This is a genomic window from Paenibacillus sp. FSL R5-0912 (assembly GCF_000758605.1).
Taxonomy (GTDB): Bacteria; Bacillota; Bacilli; order Paenibacillales; family Paenibacillaceae; genus Paenibacillus_AQ.
Genome location: NZ_CP009282.1, coordinates 5,910,749 through 5,933,135, shown reverse-complemented (window position 1 = coordinate 5,933,135; position 22,387 = coordinate 5,910,749). Strand labels below are relative to the sequence as shown.

The 22,387-nt window shown below is 53.0% G+C and carries 15 protein-coding genes; 6 read left to right on the top strand and 9 right to left on the bottom strand.

The window, feature by feature from the left end:
* Window positions 1–4: 4 nt before the first annotated feature.
* On the bottom strand, window positions 5–1,612 hold the full coding sequence (locus R50912_RS25115) for a response regulator (RefSeq protein WP_042238648.1): 1,608 nt from the start codon (window positions 1,610–1,612) through the stop codon (window positions 5–7).
* The gene (locus R50912_RS25110) at window positions 1,590–3,335 is read right to left on the bottom strand and encodes a sensor histidine kinase (protein WP_052416676.1); all 1,746 of its coding nucleotides are present in this window, start codon (window positions 3,333–3,335) and stop codon (window positions 1,590–1,592) included. Before R50912_RS25110 ends, R50912_RS25115 begins: the two co-directional genes overlap by 23 nt.
* Window positions 3,336–3,460: 125 nt before the next feature.
* Here R50912_RS25110 and R50912_RS25105 point away from each other — a divergent pair, with 125 nt between their 5' ends.
* Window positions 3,461–5,041, top strand: coding sequence for an extracellular solute-binding protein (locus tag R50912_RS25105; protein WP_042238646.1), 1,581 nt, complete (start codon window positions 3,461–3,463; stop codon window positions 5,039–5,041).
* 64 nt (window positions 5,042–5,105) lie between these two features.
* Here the strand turns inward: R50912_RS25105 and bglS (R50912_RS25100) are convergent, their stop codons facing one another.
* Window positions 5,106–5,834, bottom strand: a complete 729-nt coding sequence (gene bglS / locus R50912_RS25100; protein ID WP_042243232.1) for a beta-glucanase — start codon at window positions 5,832–5,834, stop codon at window positions 5,106–5,108.
* Between the two features lie 191 nt (window positions 5,835–6,025).
* Window positions 6,026–6,715, bottom strand: a complete 690-nt coding sequence (gene bglS / locus R50912_RS25095) for a beta-glucanase (RefSeq protein WP_156123496.1) — start codon at window positions 6,713–6,715, stop codon at window positions 6,026–6,028.
* A 229-nt stretch (window positions 6,716–6,944) separates the two neighbouring features.
* Here bglS (R50912_RS25095) and R50912_RS25090 point away from each other — a divergent pair, with 229 nt between their 5' ends.
* Both R50912_RS25090 and leuS read left to right on the top strand, forming a co-directional pair.
* On the top strand, window positions 6,945–8,012 hold the full coding sequence (locus R50912_RS25090; RefSeq protein ID WP_042238644.1) for an AI-2E family transporter: 1,068 nt from the start codon (window positions 6,945–6,947) through the stop codon (window positions 8,010–8,012).
* Between the two features lie 802 nt (window positions 8,013–8,814).
* Complete coding sequence (leuS, locus tag R50912_RS25080) at window positions 8,815–11,262, top strand: leucine--tRNA ligase (RefSeq protein WP_042238641.1); 2,448 nt, start codon at window positions 8,815–8,817, stop codon at window positions 11,260–11,262.
* A gap of 209 nt (window positions 11,263–11,471) precedes the next feature.
* Here leuS and comER read toward each other — a convergent pair whose 3' ends face one another.
* Window positions 11,472–12,323: a late competence protein ComER gene (gene comER / locus R50912_RS25075; protein ID WP_042238640.1), complete on the bottom strand. Its 852-nt coding sequence runs from the start codon at window positions 12,321–12,323 to the stop codon at window positions 11,472–11,474.
* A gap of 147 nt (window positions 12,324–12,470) precedes the next feature.
* On the opposite strand from comER, the gene R50912_RS36275 reads away from it, so the two are divergent.
* From R50912_RS36275 to R50912_RS25060, 3 genes are all read left to right on the top strand, one after another.
* On the top strand, window positions 12,471–13,178 hold the full coding sequence (locus tag R50912_RS36275) for a helix-hairpin-helix domain-containing protein (protein ID WP_052416675.1): 708 nt from the start codon (window positions 12,471–12,473) through the stop codon (window positions 13,176–13,178).
* A gap of 573 nt (window positions 13,179–13,751) precedes the next feature.
* Window positions 13,752–14,270, top strand: coding sequence for a deoxycytidylate deaminase (locus R50912_RS25065; protein ID WP_039300969.1), 519 nt, complete (start codon window positions 13,752–13,754; stop codon window positions 14,268–14,270).
* Window positions 14,271–14,480: 210 nt separating this feature from the next.
* Window positions 14,481–17,378, top strand: coding sequence for a ComEC/Rec2 family competence protein (locus R50912_RS25060; RefSeq protein ID WP_042243228.1), 2,898 nt, complete (start codon window positions 14,481–14,483; stop codon window positions 17,376–17,378).
* Between the two features lie 28 nt (window positions 17,379–17,406).
* Here R50912_RS25060 and R50912_RS25055 read toward each other — a convergent pair whose 3' ends face one another.
* From R50912_RS25055 to nrdI, 4 genes are all read right to left on the bottom strand, one after another.
* Entirely contained in the window at window positions 17,407–18,243 is an 837-nt protein-coding gene (locus R50912_RS25055) for an alpha/beta fold hydrolase (protein ID WP_331281882.1), read from the bottom strand.
* A 307-nt stretch (window positions 18,244–18,550) separates the two neighbouring features.
* Window positions 18,551–19,510, bottom strand: coding sequence for a class 1b ribonucleoside-diphosphate reductase subunit beta (gene nrdF / locus R50912_RS25050; protein WP_042238636.1), 960 nt, complete (start codon window positions 19,508–19,510; stop codon window positions 18,551–18,553).
* A 35-nt stretch (window positions 19,511–19,545) separates the two neighbouring features.
* Window positions 19,546–21,630 carry a class 1b ribonucleoside-diphosphate reductase subunit alpha gene (nrdE, locus tag R50912_RS25045; RefSeq protein WP_042238635.1) on the bottom strand — a complete coding sequence of 695 codons (2,085 nt, stop codon included), beginning with the start codon at window positions 21,628–21,630 and terminating at the stop codon, window positions 19,546–19,548.
* Window positions 21,617–21,976 (bottom strand): class Ib ribonucleoside-diphosphate reductase assembly flavoprotein NrdI, encoded by a 360-nt coding sequence (gene nrdI, locus R50912_RS25040; protein WP_039309577.1) that lies wholly within the window; start codon window positions 21,974–21,976, stop codon window positions 21,617–21,619. Before nrdI ends, nrdE begins: the two co-directional genes overlap by 14 nt.
* Window positions 21,977–22,387 lie beyond the last annotated feature (411 nt).

The following is a 22,387-nucleotide window of genomic DNA, read 5'->3' as shown; positions in this document are numbered from 1 at the left end:
GATGTTATAATGCCCGGTCACGGAACTCATGCGGGGTCATCCCCGTGTACTCCTTAAAGAGCTTGATAAAGTAATGGGCATTGGAATAGCCCAGCTCGGCGGAAACCTCATAAATTTTCAGCGGCGTATGAATGAGCAGATACGCCGCTTTTTCCATCTTAACCTGACTGATGTAGTCGCTGATCCGCTTGCCTGTCTCAAGCTTGTACATTTTGGACAGATATACCGGATGCATCTGGACATGATCGGCGATGGCCTGGAGTGAGACATAATGTATATTGCGGTCGATATATTCATGTACGTTCCGAATCAGGACTGTCCGGCTGTCCCGCCGCTCAGACTCAAAATGCTCCTTCAGCAGCGTAACCATCTCCAGCGCCCATTCCCGCAGCTTGTCAGCCGTCTGGAAGGGGGCCTGCTTCATCAGCGGATTGCCCACGATCTCGCCCAGCATCTTCTTATTCTTATGGGCGAAATAATAGAAAGCCGTTTCCAGATGCAGACGGGCTTCATGGATATGCTCCAGAGAGTGGTCCGGATTCCGGGCCAGCTCCGTAGCGATGGCATTCAGCTTGTCTTCGATCCCCTGCCAGTTGTTCGCCTCAAATAAATGAAAGAAAAGCGGAGGCTCGTAGAGCGGCTGGAGAATTTCTACAGGGTTAAAGCTGCTGTTGTCTGTGGCATCCAGATAGATGCCTGTTTCGCTGCCGATATGCTGGCGGATAGCGGAGATGCCGGATTGATAGAGAGTGTACACCTGATCCGGGAATCCGCCCCAACCCGTAGTGACCACAGAAAGGCCGCCTCCAATCAGCGTGCTGACATGATTCTGCAGCTGATAGGCGGCCTGGGTGATATCATCTGCGAGATTCAGGCGGGGTTCAATGTCTTCCCTGGGCTGCAGCAGAAATACAAGATAATCATGGACATCCTTGCTTGACCAGATGTGGAACCGGTCTTGAAACAGCTCTTGCGCGATATTAATAATGGCGTATTCGAACAGCAGCATGCTGCCCATGTCCTGACGCCGGAAGAATTCCTCCGGTCTGACGATTACAAGACATACCGGCAGATTGGTGGAGAACGGCAGATCGAATTGGGAGAGCCGCTCGTGCAGCTGCGGCCTGGACATCTTCCGCCCCTGCAGGAGCTCGCCGAGCAGCCGGTCCCGCAGGAGCGGAAGATGCTCGCGGAAGGTCTGCATTGTCCGCTGATAGGAGGACCGAGTCTCCCATTCGCCGCGCAGCTCTTCCTGGAGCTTGCCAATAACGGCAATCAACTGGTCATTGGCAATTGGCTTGAGCAGATAGGCACTGGCTTGCTCTTCTATCGCCTTGCGGGCGTACTCGAACTCGGCATAACCGGTCAGCATAACGACCCGGATGTGCTTCCAGCGGCTACGGATGGAGGCGATCAGTTCGATGCCTGAAATTTCAGGCATGTTGATGTCAGTGACAACAATGTCGATAGGATAACGCTGAAGCAGTTCCAGTGCCTCGTATCCGGAATAAGCCGTGTGAACTTGTTCAAATCCCATTTCCGTCCAAGGAAGCGAAATGGATAGGTCGTCAACGACATAAGGTTCGTCGTCAATCAGAAGAATTTGATGCATAGGGTTCCTCTTTCTTCTCCATGCGAAGAGTGATTTTTAAGCCGCCTTCAGGTGAAGGGGCGATCAGAAGGCCGGATGAATCACCATAATGGGACCTGAGGCGCTGCTGGATGTTCCATAGCCCGCAGCCTCCGTCCTCACGCGCCGTTTCGGAAATTCGGGCCTGCAAAGCGTTAACTGCCTCATCCGTCATGCCAGCTCCGTTGTCTGCAACAGTGACTATGACACTCTCTTGCGTATGGGAGGCGGTGATCCGAATGGAGCCTGGGCCGATCTTTTTCTCAATACCGTGAATGATGCTGTTCTCCACCAAGGGCTGGATCAGCAGCCGGGGAATCTGCAGACCCAGCAGATCTTCCGCGATATCCATCTCATAGCTGATGCGCTGTTTCCGCAAATTCTGAATCTCCAGGTAATTCTCCAGCAGCTTCAGCTCGTCCTGCAGCGTAGTGAGGGAATGGTCTGTCTTGGTGATGTAGCGGTAATATTCTCCGAGGTTAAGCGCCATAGCCTCCACCGAATCGGTGTCGCCGACAACGGCCTTACTCTTAATAAAGAACAGGCAGTTGTAGAGGAAGTGCGGATTAATCTGCGATTGAAGCTGTTTCAAGTGGGCATCCTTGGCCCGGAGCTGCTCCAGGTAGACCTGTTCAATCAGCAATTGAATTTTTTCTGCCATTTCATTGAATTCTTCGTTGAGCATTGTGAACTCAGGATTGGACTTGGTATGAATACGGGTAGACCATCGTCCTTCCTTCATCCTGTTGAGCGAACGCAATAAAAGGCTAACCGGACGCTGCACTTGACGATATAGCTGCAAAGAGAACAACAGGCTCATGACCAGGAGAAAAGCCGATCCGGTCAGGAAGAAATAACGGCTGCTGCGGATCGGCTGAAGAATCTGCTTCAGCGGCGAATAATGCACGACCCGCCAGTTAATGGCCGATGAAGGAACCGAACTGATAAGAAAGCTGCCCTTCTTAAGGTTGAGGATCTCCGATATGCCCTGTCCGTCTGCGGAATCAAGCGTTGCGGTGATCCGTTCAGCCATTTCCCGGTCGGTATTGCGGGAGAGGATCATCCCGAAAACCGGATGGAACAGGAAGGTATCGCCCTTGTTCTGCGACTGGTAGGCATCGAACATTCGTTCAATGTTGGATACTGGAAAATACATCGATAACAGCAGTTCCGCCTCTCTTGGAGGGCTGCTTTCTGTAGCGGGATCTGACAGCAGCAGGCGGAAGCCCGCTTCAGTGCTGCCCCTGTCCTCTGAAATATACTCCCAGCCGGCCGGGAGCGGTTTCTCCAGTACGGAGGAATCAAAGGAGAGTGAGGAATCAGACCCCAACGTCTCACCGCTGTGCGGCTTGTACAGGACAATCCGGTTCTCCCACGTACTGGAGCTGGTCTGAAGGGAGAGCTTCTCCAGCACGGTCATAATGGTCTGGGCGGGGTCAATAAGATGGCCCAATTGCCGGATCTGCTCGTAGTCACGGATGGTCGGGTCTCTCTGAAGAGCATACATGCTGCCCGCCAATTGATTGATATTGTTGTCCATCTGCTGGGTCAGGAACTCCAGGTGATTCAAATCAGTTGTTTTGATCTGACTCGTGATGACTCCGATATCCTTGCGGTAGGATAATCCGTAGAATAAGAGTGTGGTTGATATAAGGGATAGCAGGATAGCAACCATTTTAATAAACAAACTCGGACGCCAGGCCATAAAATCATCCTTTTCAGAAGCTTTCACTGTTAGCCGTAATAAAAGAAGTGTACCATGGGATGCGGAAGAAGTTTATGATACAAGTTGTCCGGCCCTCCAGAACATTACGAAAAGCAGGTGGTTCCATGAAATTCAGATTGCCGTTGTTCGCGCTGGTCCTGATCTTATCGGGCTGCACCTTCCGCAGTTCCGGGGCCACTCTCCCGGCAGCTTCCCCGGAGAGCACGGCGCCTCACTTTGAAGTCAAAGCAGGTAAATATAATCCGCCCATAGACCTGTACACAGTGGGCTCCGTGAACCCCAATTTGACTTTTAAAAAAGGCGAGAGCCTTGAGCATAATGTGCATACGGCCTGGGCGGAGGAACGGTTGGGAATCCGTATCCGTTATCTCTGGACTATCTCCGGAACCTCCGAGAACTATGCCAACAAGCTGAGGCTTGAGCTGGCCAAAGGCAATATGCCCGATGTTGTCACTACACGGGATGCAGCCATCATTCAGGAGCTGATTGACTCCGGGCAATTCATGGAAGTCGGCAGTTTATTTGAACAATATGCCTCCCGGGTGTGGAAGAAGGCTGTTGCCGAGGACACTTCGGCATGGAATGCCTTCGTGCGGGACGGTCATAAGTATGCAATTCCCATCATGGATTACGAATACAACTCCGATCCGCTGCTCTGGATTCGCCAGGATTGGCTTACCAAGCTGAAATTGGAAACACCGCGGACGCTGGATGAGCTGGAACAGGTCATGGACGCTTTTGTCAACCAGGACCCGGACGGCAACGGATTAAAGGACACTTACGGCCTTGCTTTAGGTTTCCGTAACGGTCCCAGTACCTGGATGGGGGACAGCAGCTGGATATTTGGAGCGTTCGGCACGGTTCCCGAGCAATGGAACCGCCGGAGTGACGGAACCCTGGAATATGGCTCCGTGCAGCCCGGCGCCCGGAAGGCTGTCGCGCTTATGAAGCATTGGGTTCAGCAGGGGTACTTGTCGACCGACAGTGCCTGGCTTGATGAAGAGGGCGCCGCCAACCGTTTCGTCTCCGGCAAGGCCGGCATGATTGCCGGCCCGTATTGGATGCGCGGCTGGCCCTTGTCTTCCCTGACTGCCGCAGATCCGCAGGCGTCTGTCAAGGCTGTTGCGATACCCTCCGGACCGGAAGGTACCGCTATGAGAAGAGGCACCTTACCTGTTAACGGAGCCATACTGATTAACAAGAAAATGAAGCACCCCGAAATCTTTTTTACCTATCAGAATTATATGTTTGATTACTATGCTACCTCCACCGGCGAGTTCATTAATGGTCTTGCAGAGGGCTATGACTGGGCAATGGCGGGCGGCAAGGCGACCATTGAGCCCTCTGCGCTGCCGATGGGCGTGATCCGGGTGGCCTCCTACACACTGACCTTCGACGGGGCGAGAATTCCTTCCGAAGTCATTAAGGAGATTCCGGAGGATATTGCCCCGGTGCTGCTGGGCCAGAAGGAGGCTTCCCGTAAGGAACAGTTCACGGGACCTCCCACCAAGACGATGAAGAGCGACGGTGAGCTGCTGAAGAAGCTGGAACAAAAAAGCTTTCAAAACATAATCTTTGCGGACAGCGGTATCGAGGAATTTGACGAGTTTGTCGGCAAATGGAAGGCGTACGGGGGATTGTCCGAAACCTCGGAGGTCAATGCCTGGGACCGCAGCCGCCGATGAGTCCACAGGGACAAGAAACCGCCTTGCTGAAGGCGGTTTCTTGTCGGAGAGGCGCTGGAGCTTCTTACTCGCCCCGGGCTGGCGTATAGCGGAATTCGTCATAATAAGCATGTAGCGGAGCCTTGCCGTCATAAGCCTCCAGCCAGGAATCCACGCCTGTTCCGTTCCAGAGATTCATCATAATACGGCCCGGAGTAAGGGGGATACTCTCGGTCGCAGTATGAACAGGGCGGCCGTCTACATACCAGGTAATGGAATCCCTCTTCCATTCGAAACCATACCAGTGAAATTCTGCTGACGCGTCAAAGCCGAGGTCAATCACCTTTTCATGTCCTCCGATGCCGTCTGTGAAGTAGTTCAACTGCATCTGGCGGGTGTTTTTACCCAAAAATTCAATATCGATTTCGTCCCAGGGCTCACCTTCCGAAGGGCCGGTATACGTGAAGAAAGAAGAGACTACACCGGGATTGGCCGCCGGCTTCATACGGATTTCATACTTGCCATAGCTGTACTTTTGCAGCGAACGGTATTCTGCGCCGTCGAACTCGCCGGGGGACCGGCTGGTAAGAGACAGGGTCATAAGATCATCCCCGGCAAATGAGATGTTATCTTCTCGCCAGGTGCAGTTGAACATGTCTCCGTTGGAATAGCCATCCGTTTTCTTCCAGAACTCCGAATTGAATTCTGTAAAATTGTCCTTCGCACCTCCTGCTTCGGATCGGGGTGCTGAAGTGAAGGCCCATAGGCCCCATACTGCTGCTGACAGAGCAGCTACGGCTACGGATGCTTTGATTAACCTGTTGCGTATCAATTCTGTTCCTCCTGTGATGATGTTTCTTGCTTTTATCGTACAGAACCCAGGCTCTAGCCGCTATACCAATGTGTCAATCCGGATAACAAATTCTGAAGATAACGGCTTCCGGGCAGATGTAAAAGGACTCCGGCAGGTGCGCTCTGTGCGCCGCCGGAGTCCAAATTTCGTTTTTAGTTGCCTGTAAATTTCAGCCAGTCGTAGTAAGCGTAGAGCGGATTGGCTCCGTTATAGGAACCGAGCCAGGAGTCCACTCCCGTTCCGTTCCAGAGGTTCATCATAATTTTACCGGGATGGGACGGAATATTGCTGGTGGCCGTATGCTTCAGAACGCCGTCCACATACCACTTAATGTAGCCCTGCTGCCAATCGAAGGCATACGTATGATAACCTTGGGAGGCGTCGAATCCCAGATTCACGATCTTTTCATGACCGCCAACCCCGTTTGTATAATAATTGAATTGAACTTTAGTGGTGTCCTTGCCCAGAAACTCGATATCAATTTCATCCCAGGGCGTGCCGTCGGAGGGTCCGGTATAGGTGAAGAAGGAAGAGACGATTCCGCTGTTCTTGGCAGGCTTCATGCTGACTTCATATTTACCGTAGCCGTACTTGTAGACTGAACGCATTTCTGCACCGTCAAATTTATTATTGCTGGGGCTGGTCAGTGCCAGACGAAGCTGTCCGCCACTTGTAAATGAGATATTGTTAGCGCGCCAGGTGCAGTTGAACATCCCGCCATTAGAATAGCCGTCGGCTTTTTGCCAGGTGGCGGAATTGAAGTAGGTCAGAGGCTCATCAAAGATGGTGGCTGCCGAAACAGACGGAGCTCCAGCGAGCAATCCGGCAAGCAGCAACGTCATACCTGCACCGCATAATCGTTTTAACCTTTTCATAATAAAAGTACCCCTCCTCGAAATGAAAGCGTTTTACAATATGATTTTAGCGGACCTTGATGCCGGCCACTATACCAACTTTCCAACTCAAATAACAAAAAACCAATTTTTTGCAGGCAAGAGTATTTCATTACCCTCTCACACATACTAATATTGCATGACTGTTAGAGGGCTGTACATGTTCAGGAGGGGTATTATGGAGCAATGGTCCCAAAATAAATGGTTCCGCTGGATGATCGGCGTGCTGCTCTCCCTGATCATTCTGTATTTCGTCTGGCTGCTCCGCCCCATGCTGGAGGGAATCTTCCTGTTTCTAAAAGCGATCCTCGCCCCGTTCCTGGCGGCAATGATCATCTCATATGTGCTGAATCCCGTGGTTTCCATGCTCTCCAGGAGAAAAATGCCGCGCAGCGTGGCCGTCCTGCTGATCTATGCCGTATTTCTCACCTCACTGGCGGTCATTCTGATCAACCTGATTCCAATGTTCATCGAGCAGCTGGAGGAGCTTAACGAGCATCTGCCGGAGATGACATTGCATGCGCAGGGCCTGATGCGGGGCATGAATTCCAGACTGATTCCGCCCGGTGTGGAGACGGGAATGAATAACTGGTTCTATCAGCTGGAAAACCGCCTGGCCGAAGGCATCTCCCACTTCCTTGATAATATTGCTTCAACCATTGGCATCCTGTTCAATGCGTTCATTGTGCCATTTCTGGTGTTCTACATCCTGAAGGACTTCGATGTGTTCGAACGGACCGTTGTGTCGTGCCTTCCCCGGTCCCGCCGTAAGTCGATTGTCACCCTGCTCAAGGATATTGATGAGGCACTTGGCAATTATATCCGCGGGCAATTTCTTGTCTGTATTATCATTGGTGTGCTGGCCTATATCGGTTATGCCATTATCGGCATGCCCTATGCGCTGCTCTTCGCCTGTGTAGTAGCGGTATTCAACATAGTTCCTTATATGGGTCCGTTTCTGGGCGCAGCTCCGGCCATCGTGATGGCCTCGACCCTCTCATGGCGCCTTGTCCTGATGGTAGCAGTAGTAAATACGCTATGCCAAATGCTGGAGAGCAACGTCATTTCTCCGCAGGTCGTTGGGCGGAAGCTGCATCTGCATCCGCTGCTGATTATCTTCGCGCTGCTGGTCGGCGGGGAGATCGCCGGAATGATCGGGCTGATTCTAGCGGTGCCGTTTTTCGCAGCCGGCAAAGTGGTCATTCAGCATATCGTCGCCTATTATATCCGCAGAAGGCCGGCATAAAGGGATATATATCGTTAAATCATTGACTGTACATGTATCTTTTGGTTATAATGTGGTGAATATTACGAGTAAAGAGCAGTGCACATAGCAGTACGATGAAGAGGAGTATTAATTCGTGAGACCGTTATTGCAGAGAGCCGGCACCCCAGGTGCGAGCCGGTTAACGGACCGCAGTGAACTCACCTCGGAGTAATGGCGCGAGCCGCAGGGTTCCTTAAGCTTCATTAATAAGGGGACCGGCGTGTGAACCGTCGTCGCCTCACCCCCGCTAAAGGGTGTCAAAGTGAGTGCCGGACAAAGAATGTCCGCCGCTAACTAGGGTGGTACCACGGGAATTCAAACCTCTCGTCCCTAGCGATAATACGCTAGGGATGGGAGGTTTTTTTGCGGTTAGCTTGGCGGACGGCGGGATCAAGGATGTTCCAGCAGACCGGCGAATCGGAAGCGGGTTATGGGTCTTGCGGATTCTGCCGTCCCGGCGAATTAACCGCGTATTTAGGCTTTGCAGGCCCTAACGGCCCAGCTAATCATTGTGGGTTCTTGGACTTTGCTGGTCCGCCAGGAGAACAGATGGGGTTTATAAAAGTTACAGAGAACGGAACGGAGAAAATTTTGGAGCTGGAGCAACGTAGTGGCCGCCTTTATACTCGGATTTCTACCGCGATAAGCGGTTCCAATCAGGAAATCCGAGTATAACAGCGGGTGGAAGCCCAAAACTTTTTGCAGTGGAGACTATCTCTTAACTCTTTTTTAAAGACAATAGTACGATCTAAGACAGCAACACTCCAAGGAGGAGCATAAGATGAGCGACAACATTGGCACACCGGCCCAAGCCGGCTACCGCGCCCAGACCATCGAGCCGAAATGGCAGAAATTCTGGGACGAGAACAAGACATTCAAGACAAGTGAAGAAGCAGGCAAACCGAAGTTCTACGCACTGGATATGTTCCCGTATCCTTCCGGCGCAGGGCTGCACGTAGGCCATCCGGAAGGGTATACCGCTACAGACATCGTCTCCCGTTTCAAACGGATGCGCGGCTACAATGTACTGCACCCGATGGGCTGGGACGCTTTCGGACTTCCGGCTGAGCAGTATGCGATGGATACCGGACAGCATCCGCGTGACATTACCTTCAAGAACATTGATAATTTCCGCCGCCAGATCAAGTCGCTGGGCTTCTCCTACGACTGGGACCGCGAGATCAGCACGACTGATCCGGGTTACTACAAATGGACGCAGTGGATTTTCATCCAGCTGTACAACCGCGGTCTGGCTTATGTAGCTGAGGTTTCCGTGAACTGGTGTGAAGCGCTGGGGACCGTCCTGGCGAATGAAGAAGTGATCGACGGCAAAAGCGAGCGCGGCGGCCATCCCGTGGTCCGCAGACCGATGCGCCAGTGGATTCTGAGAATTACCGAATACGCAGACCGTCTGCTCGAGGATCTGGATGAGCTGGACTGGGAAGAGAGCATTAAGGATATGCAGCGCAACTGGATCGGCAAATCGACCGGCGCTGAGGTGACTTTTGCCATTGAAGGGCATGAGGCTACGCTTGAAGTGTTCACCACCCGTCCGGACACCCTGTTCGGAGCAAGCTACTGCGTTGTGGCACCGGAGCATAAGCTGGTTGATGTAATTACAACAGAAGAGCAGAAGGCTGCCGTTGCGGACTACCGCGACAAGGCTTCCCGCAAGAGTGATCTGGAACGTACGGATCTGGCCAAAGAGAAAAGCGGTGTCTTCACCGGTGCTTACGCAATCAATCCGGTGAACGGCGCACAGGTGCCGATCTGGATTGCCGACTACGTGCTGGCCGGCTACGGAACCGGAGCGATTATGGCTGTTCCGGGTCATGATAGCCGTGACTGGGAGTTCGCCAAGCAGTTCGGCCTGAACATTGTGGAAGTCGTACAGGGCGGCAACATTGAAGAGGAAGCGTATTCCGGCGACGGCCTGCATGTGAATTCCGGATTCCTCGATGGCCTGTCCAATACTGAAGCCATTGCGAAAATGATTGCCTGGCTGGAAGAGAAGGGGAGCGGCAAGGGCAAAGTAACCTACCGCCTGCGCGACTGGCTGTTCAGCCGCCAGCGTTACTGGGGTGAGCCGATACCAATTCTGCATCTGGAAGACGGCACCATGAAGACCGTTCCTGTGGACCAGCTGCCGCTGGTACTGCCGGATGTGGATGCGATCAAGCCTTCGGGCACAGGTGAATCCCCGCTGGCGAATGTAACCGAATGGGTCGAAACGATTGATCCGGAGACTGGCATGAAAGCCCGCCGCGAGACCAACACCATGCCGCAATGGGCCGGCAGCTGCTGGTACTACCTGCGTTATATTGATCCGCACAATGATCAGGAGCTGTGTTCACCGGAGAAGCAGAAGGAATGGCTGCCGGTTGACCTGTACATCGGCGGAGCCGAGCATGCGGTGCTCCACCTGCTGTATGCCCGCTTCTGGCACAAGGTTCTCTATGATATCGGCGTAGTCGATACGAAGGAACCGTTCCACAAGCTGGTGAACCAGGGGATGATCCTGGGGAACAACAATGAGAAGATGAGTAAATCCCGCGGCAACGTCATCAACCCGGATGAGATCGTAGAAGCGTACGGCGCAGATACACTGCGTGTCTACGAAATGTTCATGGGGCCGCTGGAAGCTACCAAGCCTTGGAACGAAAAAGGCGTGGAAGGCATCCACCGCTTCCTCTCCCGCGTATGGCGCCTGTTCGTGAACGAAGACGGCAGCATCAGCGCGAAGATCTCGGCAGATGGCGGAACCGATGAATTCAAGCGGACCTGGCACAAGACACTGAAGAAGGTAACCGAAGACTTTGAACATCTGCGGTTCAATACGGCGATCAGCCAGCTGATGATTTTCATCAACGATGCCTACAAGCAGGAGAGCCTGTCCACGGAAGCAGCAGAACAGTTCGTCCAGATGCTGTCGCCGCTGGCACCGCATATTGCCGAAGAGCTGTGGCAGCTGCTGGGTCACGAAGGAAGCATCAGCTATGTCGCCTGGCCTGCTTATGATGAAGCCTGGACCGTAGACGCGGAAGTGGAAATCGTCGTGCAGGTTAACGGTAAAATCGTTCAGCGCGCCCTGATTCCGCTGGATATGACTCAGCAGGAAATGCAGGATCATGCACTGGCTCTGCCGAACGTGAAGGCGGCCGTCGAAGGCAAAACTGTACGTAAAATTATTGCCGTTCCCGGCAAGCTGGTAAATATAGTAGTGGGTTAAGCGAAGAACGCAACAGTGCCCGCAGCAACGGATGACTCCGTGCTGCGGGTTTTATTGGTTTCCGGCAGTGCTCCGGAAGCGGAGAATGGAGCGGCAGAGCGTAGCTTAAGGCGGGAATGGCAAGAGGGGAAGGACGATGGCAAGGCATACGGCCCTTGCAATAAGCTATGGTCAATGGACGTTGGCAGCAGGCTATAGCCGCAGCTGCCTTAGCGGTCAAGAGGGCTCTGGACGATGCTGCTGCGCCCGAACAGCTCGTCGAGCTTTTCCACATCTTCATCGTATTTGTCATGCGTAGTGGTGATCAGGCGTTCGAACACCCCTTCCAGGCTCGTGCGCAGGTGGTTCAGCGCTTCCGCTGTAATGCCTCCCCGGACGGCAACCCGTTCCTGCAGCCCCTGCGGGGTGAAGGAGCCTTCCGTTAGCAGCTTGCCTGTACCAAGCAGCATTTCACCGGCCAGACGGCTGACCAGGGCCTCATCAATGCCGGTTGCTTCTACAGCCGCTTCGATCCACCGTTCCAGGAAATAGCTGATGAACGCCGGGCCGCAGCTGGAGAAATCAGAGGCAATCCTCGTATGGTTCTCCGGGATTTCCGCAGGAACACCAATACATGAGAATAGCCGGAGCAGGACCAGCCTGTCTTTTTTATTTAATCTGCTTCCGAAAATGCACAGAGAAGTCCCGCTTTTGACGGAATGGGTGATGCTGGGAATAATCTTGGCAATTTTGGAGGGCAGTACGGATTCAAGATGGTACAGCTGAACTGGACTAGTAATGGATACGACAATCTGCTCGCTGCGCAGGTAAGGGGCAATCTCATCGCTTAACATTTTGAACTGCAAAGGTTTGACACACAGAAACACGATATCGCTCTCGGACGCGGCTTCGATGTTGCCCGAGCATACAGTGATTCCGGGATGAAGCTTCTTCAGCTCCCTCAGCTTGCCCGGGCTGCGGTTGCTGGCCAGCACATCACACGGATCAAGGGCTCCCGAACGAAGAAAGGCGTCGATGAGCAGACCGCCCATGCTGCCTGTTCCGATAAATCCCACTTTCATCCTGTGGTTGCCTCCTTTCTAATGTTGCTGGGTTCTGGGCTTACAGGAATACTCTTCGTTCAATGTATGCACGGCAGTCTTGGACAAATGACAGGTTTTAAGCTTGTTTTTGAATAAAATTCCAGTTTACTGAAGGAGGACAGCTTCATGGGCAAAAGAATGATCGGCTGCGCTATTGCCGCTGCCCTGCTGGGCGGCGCTCTAGTCTGGGCTGCAGACCACAGGGCGGAGGACGGCATCGCCGGGTGGGAGACCCTGAACGCCGGGATGGCACAGGCGCTGGGGGTGGCGGATGGCGGGGCGGGAACAGCAGGGGAGAGTGGTGAAGCTGGTGCTATGACTGGGGAAGCCGGGGTGAAGGCAAAGGGGGAAGGCGGCAATGTGAATGGAGCGGCTGTTGGTAAGGCTGGTGCTGTAAGTGATAAGGCCGGTGCTGCAAGTGATAACGCCGGAGTGGTTAATGGCGCCGGGATTACTGCTCCGGCGGGGACATCCGGGGCAGTGGCAGGTAGGAATGACGGAAATGCGGATGGTAAGGACGGAACGGCGGTTGGTGGCGGGATCGCAGGAGTAGCTGAGAATGGAACCGCTAATGGAGGGACTGTTGGTGCAATAGGGGGCGCGGGACCAGCAGGTGCCGCAGGTGCAGCAGTGGCTGCTGACGGCAGGGTCAACGTGAACATTGCCGATACCGTAGCCCTGATGGACTTGCCGGGTATCGGAGAGAAGAAGGCGCAGGCGATTATCGAGTACCGCAGCAGCAAGGGAGCGTTCCGCAGCCTGACCGATCTGGGCAAGGTCAAGGGAATCGGGCCGAAGCTGCTGGAGCAGCTGAAGCCGCTGGTGGCATTTTGAGTCCAGGGACACGCTGGATGATTCGAGCGGGCGGCAGCATTCATACTGAAGCTTGTATACACTACAATTGACAGGGAATTGCCGGGGGGGTTGTTTTGTTACACAAGGTTGTCTGATTGAGCCGAGTCTACCCTGCCCTGCCCAACCGTATGCTCCGCCAGTCAGATAAGTATATTGGGTACAACTAAAAACAGTAAAACTACTAATTTCTTAAATTTAGTTGCACTTCGACCCATTAAAATACGTTGTGGCGATTTTAGCTCAGCAGATCGAGATATAAGTGTACGAAGTGCAATTAAACTGCTTTTTATCAGAATTTCGGTCTTTTTAGTTGTACAGAATACAGTTAAGGCCAGAAACCGAAAAGGACTAGTAACAGGCCTAGCTTGAGGCTGCCGGAGAACTGAGCTTAACGCCAGAATCGACGTTTGTATCAGCAATTGCCGTTTACGCAGCATGAGGCTGTAACGAGAACAGCTGGACAGGGTAGTTTTAGGACAAGCTGTATAGTGAAAGATTGCTGCATTATGTTACAATAATGAACAACTATTTAAGAGGAAGTGGAGATTGCTGATGACTGTGGCTTACCGCAAGAACTGGGATACATACTTCATGGATATTGCCTGCATGGTCTCCACCCGTTCGCGATGTCCCCGCCGCCATGTCGGCGCTGTGCTGGTGCAGGGCAAGAAGCTGCTGGGCACCGCCTATAACGGCGCACCGATGGGTGTTCCGGACTGCTCGGAAGCAGGCTGTATGGTCTCCGAGCAATATGAGCGTGAGATTATTGACGGCGTAGAGACCATGGTGAAAAAGCAGCGCTGTATCCGCACGATCCATGCCGAGCAGAATCTGCTGCTGTTCACAGACCGGAGTGACCGGGAAGGCAGTACCGTCTACGTCACGGATGAACCTTGCTGGACCTGTGCCAATATGCTGGCCAACAGCGGGATTGTAGAGATTGTCTATCTGCGTCCGTACCGCAAGGATATGGAGAAGGTGGAGGCCATGCTTTCCTCCAAAGGAATTGTGTTCCGCCAATTGGAGAACTATGAGCCGCCGAAGGAAACGATGATCTCGGTATCAGAATAACCGGAAGCATACCGGAGGACTTGCATCACCACACAGAATAGGGACAGGTTAGTGTTATGGATAGCTTCAGATCTTCAGGGGAAGAACCTCTGCTTACGCATGTGTTTGCGTTTGCAGGGGTTCTTTGTCGTTGCTGCGGCAGCGGGACAGGAAAAGAGCTCCATTTTGACGGAAGAAGAGAGTAGATCCATGATTAAAGGAGAGATGCAGATGAACAGAAGGCCGCTCTTAAGCTTCACGATCTGCTGGATTGCCGGAAGTGCGGCAGGCTGTATGTTTTCCGGCCGCAGCTTGCTGTTCTACCTCGCAGGCCTACTGCTGCTGCCTGCAATCTGGGCGGTCAGCGGCGGCATACGCTGGAGAACGGCTGCTGTGTTCGGGCTGGCGATTGCTGCGGCAGTCCTGTATTGGGAGTGGAGTGAAGCGCGTAACGTGAGCCTGCTGCCGGAGCAATTGGGGCGATCGGCAACCGAACTGAATGAGGCTAACGTTACAGCCGCAGGCGTTATTGCTTCCCCGGTGGAGCGGGACGGGGACCGGGTTGATTTTACGTTGAAGTTGTCACGGATCGGACTGGAGCGGCAGGGAAGTCAGGAGACCGAAACAGCGGCGAATGTAGAAACGGGAGCTAAAGTAGCTACAAAAGAAAAAGTAGCTGTCGTGGTAGCGGCAGGGGCGGCAGCAGATGCAGCAGCAGATGCAGAAAAAGGAGGAAGCGCAGCAGCTGAAGGGGCTGAAACAGATGCAGAAGCAGAAGCAGAAGCAGAAGCAGAAGCAGAAGCTGAAACAGGAGTAGGGGCAGACGCAACAGGAGCAGAAGAGGAAGCAAAAGGGGAACTGGTTGCCGTTCAAATCAAGCTTCAGGAAGAAAGCGAAATCGCTGTAGCTGCCCTATGGCAGCGGGGAGACCGGGTAGTCATTGAAGGAGAGCTGGCCCAGCCGCAGATAGCGCGTAACTTCGGCGGATTCGACTACCAGGCCTATCTGCTCGCGAAAAAGACTCACTGGCTGCTGAAAGGGGCCGGAACTGCGAGTGTAACGGCTAAACCTCCGGCATCGTGGCAGCTATCCGGCATTCTGCGCTGGAATGATAGAATGCGCGCCACCCTCGGCGCAGAGATGGAGCGCTTATTCGAGGAGCCGCATGCCGGTTATATGAAGGGACTTGTCATCGGTATCCAGGAGGATCTGGACCCGGAGACCTTCAAGCAGTTCTCACAGCTGGGGCTGACTCATATTCTGGCGATCTCGGGAATGCATGTTGCGGTTTATGTCGGGGTGATCTTATTTCTTCTGCGCCGCTGCCGCTTCACGAGAGAAACAGCACTCACGGTAACATTACTGCTTGTACCAGCCTACGTACTGCTGTCCGGTGCCGGACCGTCAGTGGTTCGCGCCGGGATAATGAGCATGATTGCTCTGCTTGCCGCAAGGCTCGGTATCCTTAAGGATGGAATGAACATTCTGGCTGCTGCCGCACTGATGATGCTGGTCTGGAACCCGTATCTGCTGCTCAGCGTCAGCTTTCAGCTGTCCTTTCTGGTGACAGCAGGTCTCATGGTATATACGCCGCTGGCCGCGCCATTGTTCAGACGTTTACCTTCCTGGATGGCGGGTGCGCTTTCGGTTACTTTTATTGCACAGCTGGTCTCTTTCCCGCTGACTATTTATTACTTTAACCAATTTTCGCTGCTGTCCTTTGCCGCCAATCTGCTGCTGGTGCCTTTCATCACGTTCCTGGTGCTGCCGCTTGGTACGCTGGCGCTGCTGATTGGACGGTTCTGGAATACTGCAGCCCTCTTAACTGTGCAGCTTGCAGAGCTGCTGAATAATGCTACGTTTGCGGCGGTAGAGTGGGTAAACGGGTTTACGGCAGGTGTGCTGATCTGGGCTTCACCTTCATTACTGTGGATTTGCCTATACTACGGGCTACTTTACGGCTTGTTGTATGCGTTGAAGAGACGGACAGAGATTACGCTTGTTCCCCAGTATATGGAGGATGAGACCCGGCCGCTGGCCGAGCTGGAGCTGCCGGGAAACAGCCGCGGTAAGGCCGGCAATACCAGCAGCAACAAGGCGGTCCCAGCGGCAGCTGCGAACAGCAGAAGAGCCGCGCTGGCCCTCCAGGCATTTCCGCATTCAGACGTTACGCGCTGGAGCAGCCTTGCCGCTGTGCTGTGCGCTGCCAGTCTGGCGCTTCTGCTGTACAGAGGCTACAATGCGGAGGACCTGAACAGGACGGGAGCGATCAGCTACCTGGATGTGGGGCAGGGAGACAGCATCCTGATTACCACGCCGGGCGGAGCCCATATTCTGGTGGACGGCGGCGGAACGGTGAGTTTCGGAAAGAAGGAGGCCTGGCGAATCCGCCGCAGTCCGTTCGAGGTCGGGGCCAAGACGCTGCTGCCGCTGCTGAAGCAGCGGGGCATCCACCGGCTGGATGCGGTGATCCTGACACATGGCGATCAGGATCATGCCGGAGGGCTGCAGGCGGTGCTGGAGGGAATGCCGGTGTCGGCGCTGCTGTTCAACGGCTCGCTGGCGGATACGGAACCATACACTAAGCTGATGACTACAGCGCTTGCCGCAGGAGTCCGGCTGTATCCGGTACAGCAGGGCATGGTCCTGACTCCGGATGAGGCGGCGCAGCTGCATTTTCTCTGGCCGGAGCCGCCTGCGGACGGGCAGACTCTGCTAAACGAGGTAGAGGATCAGAACCACGAATCGGTCGTGTTCCGGCTGGAGATGAACGGCCGCAGCTTTCTTTTCACAGGCGATATGGACCAGGCGGCGGAGGAAGCGATATTGCAATCCGCACAGCAGGCTGGAATACAGTCAGGTAAGCCCACCGACATCCTCAAGGTCGCCCACCACGGCAGCAAAACCGCCACCAGTGCGGACTGGCTCTCCTTCTGGAATCCGGCAGCGGCTGTAATCTCAGCAGGGGTGAACAACCTGTACGGGCATCCGAATGGCGATGTACTAGCCCGGCTGGAGGACGCAAATACAGAGGTATACCGGACCGATCAGCAGGGGGAGATTCAGCTCAGAGTGGGTAAGGAAGCGATAATAATGAGACATAAGCTTAATATGAAGGATACGGAATAAACTATTTACGATGAACAAAACAAATACATCAAACCCTTTTACATTCCTTGGGTACGTCACCTTTATGCACCCACATGTCGACCATTTGATTAAAGAAGTCAGGCATCGCCAGAGAGACCCCATGTCCAAGGCCAGGGATGATCACGCCATTACAATTGGAGCTCGCAGCAACAAGATCCTTAGCGGATTGCTTCATCACAGCTTTTTCTTTCTCACCTACTGTAACCAGTATCTTGCCTGTGGCCTCACTGAAACCGGATGGAATAGTGAACGTCATATTCTCTTCCAGCACTGCGATCAAGGCGACAGGCTGTATCCGGCAGCTCTCGGCATAATATCGTTCAAAGTATTCATCGCCTAGATATAGTGTCTTAGCCTGAAGCCTGGAGAACCATCTCTGTTTAATTAAAGGGAAGGTTAGTCTGACTGCCGGTCGAATCCACTTTTTAGCATACGACATGGGTCTGACCAGAGCACTGTTTATTATGGCAAAATCAATGAGCTCAGGTCTCAGGCTAACCATCTGGACAGCAACCTGTGCACCTAAAGAGAATCCGATCAGGACGACTTTCTTTCCGCCTGCTTGTTCTCCGATTATTTGGTTTAATTGTTCTGCACTGCTTTGAATTGAAAATATAACGTCATCATTACTTAACCCGTGTCCGGGCAAGTCTGGAACCATGCAATGATAATGGGCGAAATATTCCACTTGTCTATCCCACATCCAGCCGCTCACTCCGCCACCGTGTAAGAATACCATCAGATAAGATGCGCTTTGATCTCCATACTCCTGAACATGCAAGGCCACACCGGCACACTCCTTTTCGACAAAATCAAATTCACTTCTACTGGTACGTTCCTGCATGGATTTAGTCTCAAAAAAAAGCACCCGACAGCTTGTCTCTGCTGACGGGTGCTTTTCTTACATACAACATAATAGATTGAACTTTTAAAATAAAAAAATAAGGGATGAATGGCGAAAGAGAAGTTTGGAACTGTAGGAGCGGTAGCGTCCGCCTGAAAGCTCGCATCGGAAGCATATGCTCGGTTTGGATTTCCACCGCGGGCAGCGGTATTAATCAAGAAATCTGGGGACGGGCAGCGGCCGGAAGTCCAAACATTCTCTGTAGCCATGACTATCCTAGGATAGAAAAATTACAAGTTCGATCTATTTAAAACCGGAAATCCTCATCCCGCAAAGGCTCCACGTTCATCGCGCGGACGTAGCCGTTGCCTTTTTTGGAGAAGAAGTCATGCTGCTTGGTGTGGGTGCTGATGCCGTTCTGGACGATCGGGTTGATCTCTTCCTCTTCGAACAGCGGGTCCAGCCCCAGGTTCATCATCGCCTTGTTGGCGTTGTAGCGCAGGAAGGCCTTCACTTCATCTACAAGCCCGATCTGTGCGTAGATTTGCTCGGTATACTGCTCCTCGTTGGCATGCAGCAGACGCAGCAGTCCGACCATAGTCTGATAGACATCACGCTGATCGTCTTCGGACAGCTCCTCGAAGATCTCCTGGGCGAGTACGCCGACATAGACGCCGTGGATGCTCTCATCGCGCAGGATCAGGTCGATGATCTCGCCGCTGCAGGTCATTTTGCCTTGGCCGGCCAGATAGAGCGGGTAGAAGAAGCCGCTGTAGAACAGGTAGCTCTCCAGTAGAACAGAGGCAGCCATCGCGAGATAGAGGTCTTTGGGCGACTCAATCTTCTTGTAATATTCAGAGATGGTCTCTGCCTTGAATTGCAGGAACGTATTGTCCTCCACCCAGCGGAAGATGCCGTCAATCTCCTCAGTAGAAGCCAGTGTCGTAAAAATACTGCTGTAAGACTTGGCATGGATCTGCTCCATCATCCCCATGAAGCCGAGGACCGCCTTGCGCTGCAAGCCGTCCACATGCTCCATAATCTGCGGCATGCCTACGCCGCCCTGAATGGTATCGAGCAGGGTCAGTCCGCCCAGCACCTTCATAAAGGAGTCCTTTTCGATCTCACTCAGCGTGAGCCAGGACATTTTGTCATCGGATAATGGAATTTCGTCGTCGGTCCAGAACTGCATAATATTCTGATTCCAGAACATCAGCGAGTAGTCGTCGTCCGGACGGTTCCAGTTCACGGCTTTGATAGCACTCATTCGTATATTCTCCCTTTCTGTACCTGCGCTCGCTCTTAGATGGAGCAGGACAGGCATTCCTCGACAGACAGTTTATTGGTCCGGGTGTAGTACAGGGATTTCAGCCCTTTGTGTGCCGCATACAGGTAAGAGCGAGCCAGCTCGCGGGTCGTTACATCACTGTTCACATGCAGGACCGTTGAGATACCCTGGTCGATATGAGGCTGAATTTCCGCAATCAGGTCAATCACCTTGAACTGGTCCATCTGGTACGCGGATTTATAGAAGAACACATTGTCCGGACGCAGGTAAGGCATCGGATAGTAGGTCGTCGAGTTGGCATAAGTGCGGGTCTCGATCTGTTCTACAATCGGCATGACGCTGGACGTGGCATTCTGGATATAAGAGATACTCGCAGTCGGTGCAATCGCCAGACGGTAGGCATGGTACAGGCCGTTCTTCATAACGTCATCACGCAGCTGCTTCCAGTCCTCGGTTGTAGGAATGTAGATGCCCTGGAACAGCTCCTGCGCTCTTGCAGTAACCGGACGGTAGTCTGTGGTCAGGTAGCGGTCGAAATACACGCCGGACGCATAATCGGATGCTGCGAAGCCGTGGAAGGTCTCACCCGTCTCAGCAGCGATCTGCATACTCTTTTCAATCGAATGGAAGTTCATCGTCATGAAGAAGGTGCGCGCGAAATCGCGGGCCTGCTCACTCTCATAAGCAATCTTGTTCTTGGCAAAGTAACCGTGCAGATTCATCACACCCAGGCCGACGGAGTGCATCTCTTTGTTCGCTTTAGCCACGCCAGGAGCATTAGATACCGTAGTCATATCGCTGACTGCAGTAAGTGCGAGCATGCCTTCATGAACGGATTCACGGATCTTGCCGTGCTCCATCACATTCACAATGTTGAGGGAAGCCAGGTTGCAGCTGATATCACGGCGGATCGCGTCCTGCTCTCCGTAGTTGTTAATCTCGGAAGTCTCCTGCAATTGGAAAATCTCGGTGCACAGGTTCGACATTTTGATCTGACCCACATTACGCAGGGCATGGGCGTTATTGGCATTGCTCTTGTTCATAATATATGGATAGCCCGATTCGAGCTGGATCATGGCAATTTTGGTCAGCATGTCGCGTGCGCTCATGGCAACCTTCTTCTTCACGCGTGAATCTGCTAGCAAGGTATCGTACATCACGTCCAGATCCATGTCATCCAGATGCGTTCCATATGCCTGGAATACAGTATAAGGAGCGAATACATGCAGCGGCTGATTATCCTGCGCCAGCTTGTAGAAGCGGTTAGGCACGATCAGGCCGATGGACAACGTCTTCAGGCGTGTCCGTTCGTCGGCGTTGATCTTCTTGCTGTCCAGGAATTCTAGTACGTCCCAGCCAAAAATATTATAATAAGCCGCGCCCGAACCCTTGCGCTGACCCATCTGGTCCGCGTAGGAGAAGCCGTCTTCCATGAGCTTCAGGACAGGCATGATGCCTTTGGCCGCATCCTCTACGCCCTTAATCGTCTCGCCGCGCGAGCGCAGCTTGGACAGATTGACGGCCACACCGCCGCCGATCTTCGACAGCTGCATGCAGGTGTTCAGTACATAGTTGATCGAATTGAGTGAGTCGTCCATCTCCAGCAGGAAGCAGGAGACCATCTCACCGCGGCGGCTCTTGCCGGCATTGAGGAAGGTCGGCGTAGCCGGCTGCAGGCGCTGCTCCATCATCGAGCGGACCAGCGTGCGGGCCGTCTCCACGTTGCCGCGTCCCAGATGCAGGGCCACTACAGCTACGCGGTCCGGGTAATGCTCAAGGTATTGCTTACGGTCATTGCTTTTGACGGCATAGTCTGTGTAGAACTTGGAAGCCGCCATATAGGAAGGGAACTGGAAGTTATATTCGTGGGCAATCCGGTAGACGTCCTCCATCTCAGCTGCGGAATAACGGTCATACAGGTCCTCGTAGTAATCATTGGCAATCATATAATCCACTTTGGATTTCGTATCCTTAAAAGTCAGGCTGCGCCGCTCCACATCCCGCATGAACTCGGCTACTGCCTCCTGGTCCTTATCCAATTGGAAAAAGCCGCTTTCGTCTCTCTTCATCAACATGTTGTTCAGTTCAATATGCCGCAACCCGGTCCACCTCCTGTTTTATGCGCTGTACATCACCAAATGTTCCCGACAACTCAAACTTGCCGACCACCGGTACGTTGTAACGCTGTGCAATTAAATCTGCGCTATGCGCATATAGCTCACCCCAGTTTTTGTTGCCGCTCGCGGCGATGCCTTTGAGCCTGGAATGGTTCTTCTCTAAGAATGAGGATACCTTCTCTGGAATCTGTCCAAATCCCGTGGTGTATGTAACAAGCACGTAAGGCTCGTCGATCGTCATATGCTCTTCGATTTGAACAGCGGGAAGCTTCAGCTTATTGATGAACCTTCTAACGTTGCCGGTCTTGGAATCGTAAGCAATCAACATGGTCCCTAACCTCCTATAACATTAGCTCTTTCTACTTGACAAATGATGATGGGCCATTTCACTAGATTTATTGGCTTTTCTATTATATACACTATATTTAGTAACGTTTAATCATTTTACTACCATATATTGAAAAGTCAATAGACCCACAGGTCCTTCTAACCCCCTGATTAGCTGGTTAAAAAGGGATAAAACCAAGCCCCGCCTGCATTCTATTCTCTTATAATTTATTAGTATTTTTTTTAAGTATTTTGTTGCGCCTGTATCCGGCGGAAATTGTACCTGAAGGAGGGGGAGCTGCCCGTGACAGCCGCTGATTTTTGGCTGCCCCGGCAGCGGACAAGTGGGCAGACCAGTCCCCCGGGCGGTAAGCCGCCCGGGGGACTGGTGGCGTGGAGTTTTTCAAATGCT

Bases quoted from the DNA above. Each gene is read 5' to 3' on its own strand.
- R50912_RS25115 (WP_042238648.1), bottom strand. From the start codon at position 1,612: ATGCATCAAATTCTTCTGATTGACGACGAACCTTATGTCGTTGACGAC.
- R50912_RS25110 (WP_052416676.1), bottom strand. From the start codon at position 3,335: ATGGCCTGGCGTCCGAGTTTGTTTATTAAAATGGTTGCTATCCTGCTA.
- R50912_RS25105 (WP_042238646.1), top strand. From the start codon at position 3,461: ATGAAATTCAGATTGCCGTTGTTCGCGCTGGTCCTGATCTTATCGGGC.
- bglS (WP_156123496.1), bottom strand. From the start codon at position 6,715: ATGACGTTGCTGCTTGCCGGATTGCTCGCTGGAGCTCCGTCTGTTTCG.
- R50912_RS25090 (WP_042238644.1), top strand. From the start codon at position 6,945: ATGGAGCAATGGTCCCAAAATAAATGGTTCCGCTGGATGATCGGCGTG.
- leuS (WP_042238641.1), top strand. From the start codon at position 8,815: ATGAGCGACAACATTGGCACACCGGCCCAAGCCGGCTACCGCGCCCAG.
- comER (WP_042238640.1), bottom strand. From the start codon at position 12,323: ATGAAAGTGGGATTTATCGGAACAGGCAGCATGGGCGGTCTGCTCATC.
- R50912_RS36275 (WP_052416675.1), top strand. From the start codon at position 12,471: ATGGGCAAAAGAATGATCGGCTGCGCTATTGCCGCTGCCCTGCTGGGC.
- R50912_RS25065 (WP_039300969.1), top strand. From the start codon at position 13,752: ATGACTGTGGCTTACCGCAAGAACTGGGATACATACTTCATGGATATT.
- R50912_RS25060 (WP_042243228.1), top strand. From the start codon at position 14,481: ATGAACAGAAGGCCGCTCTTAAGCTTCACGATCTGCTGGATTGCCGGA.
- R50912_RS25055 (WP_331281882.1), bottom strand. From the start codon at position 18,243: ATGCAGGAACGTACCAGTAGAAGTGAATTTGATTTTGTCGAAAAGGAG.
- nrdF (WP_042238636.1), bottom strand. From the start codon at position 19,510: ATGAGTGCTATCAAAGCCGTGAACTGGAACCGTCCGGACGACGACTAC.
- nrdI (WP_039309577.1), bottom strand. From the start codon at position 21,976: ATGTTGATTGCTTACGATTCCAAGACCGGCAACGTTAGAAGGTTCATC.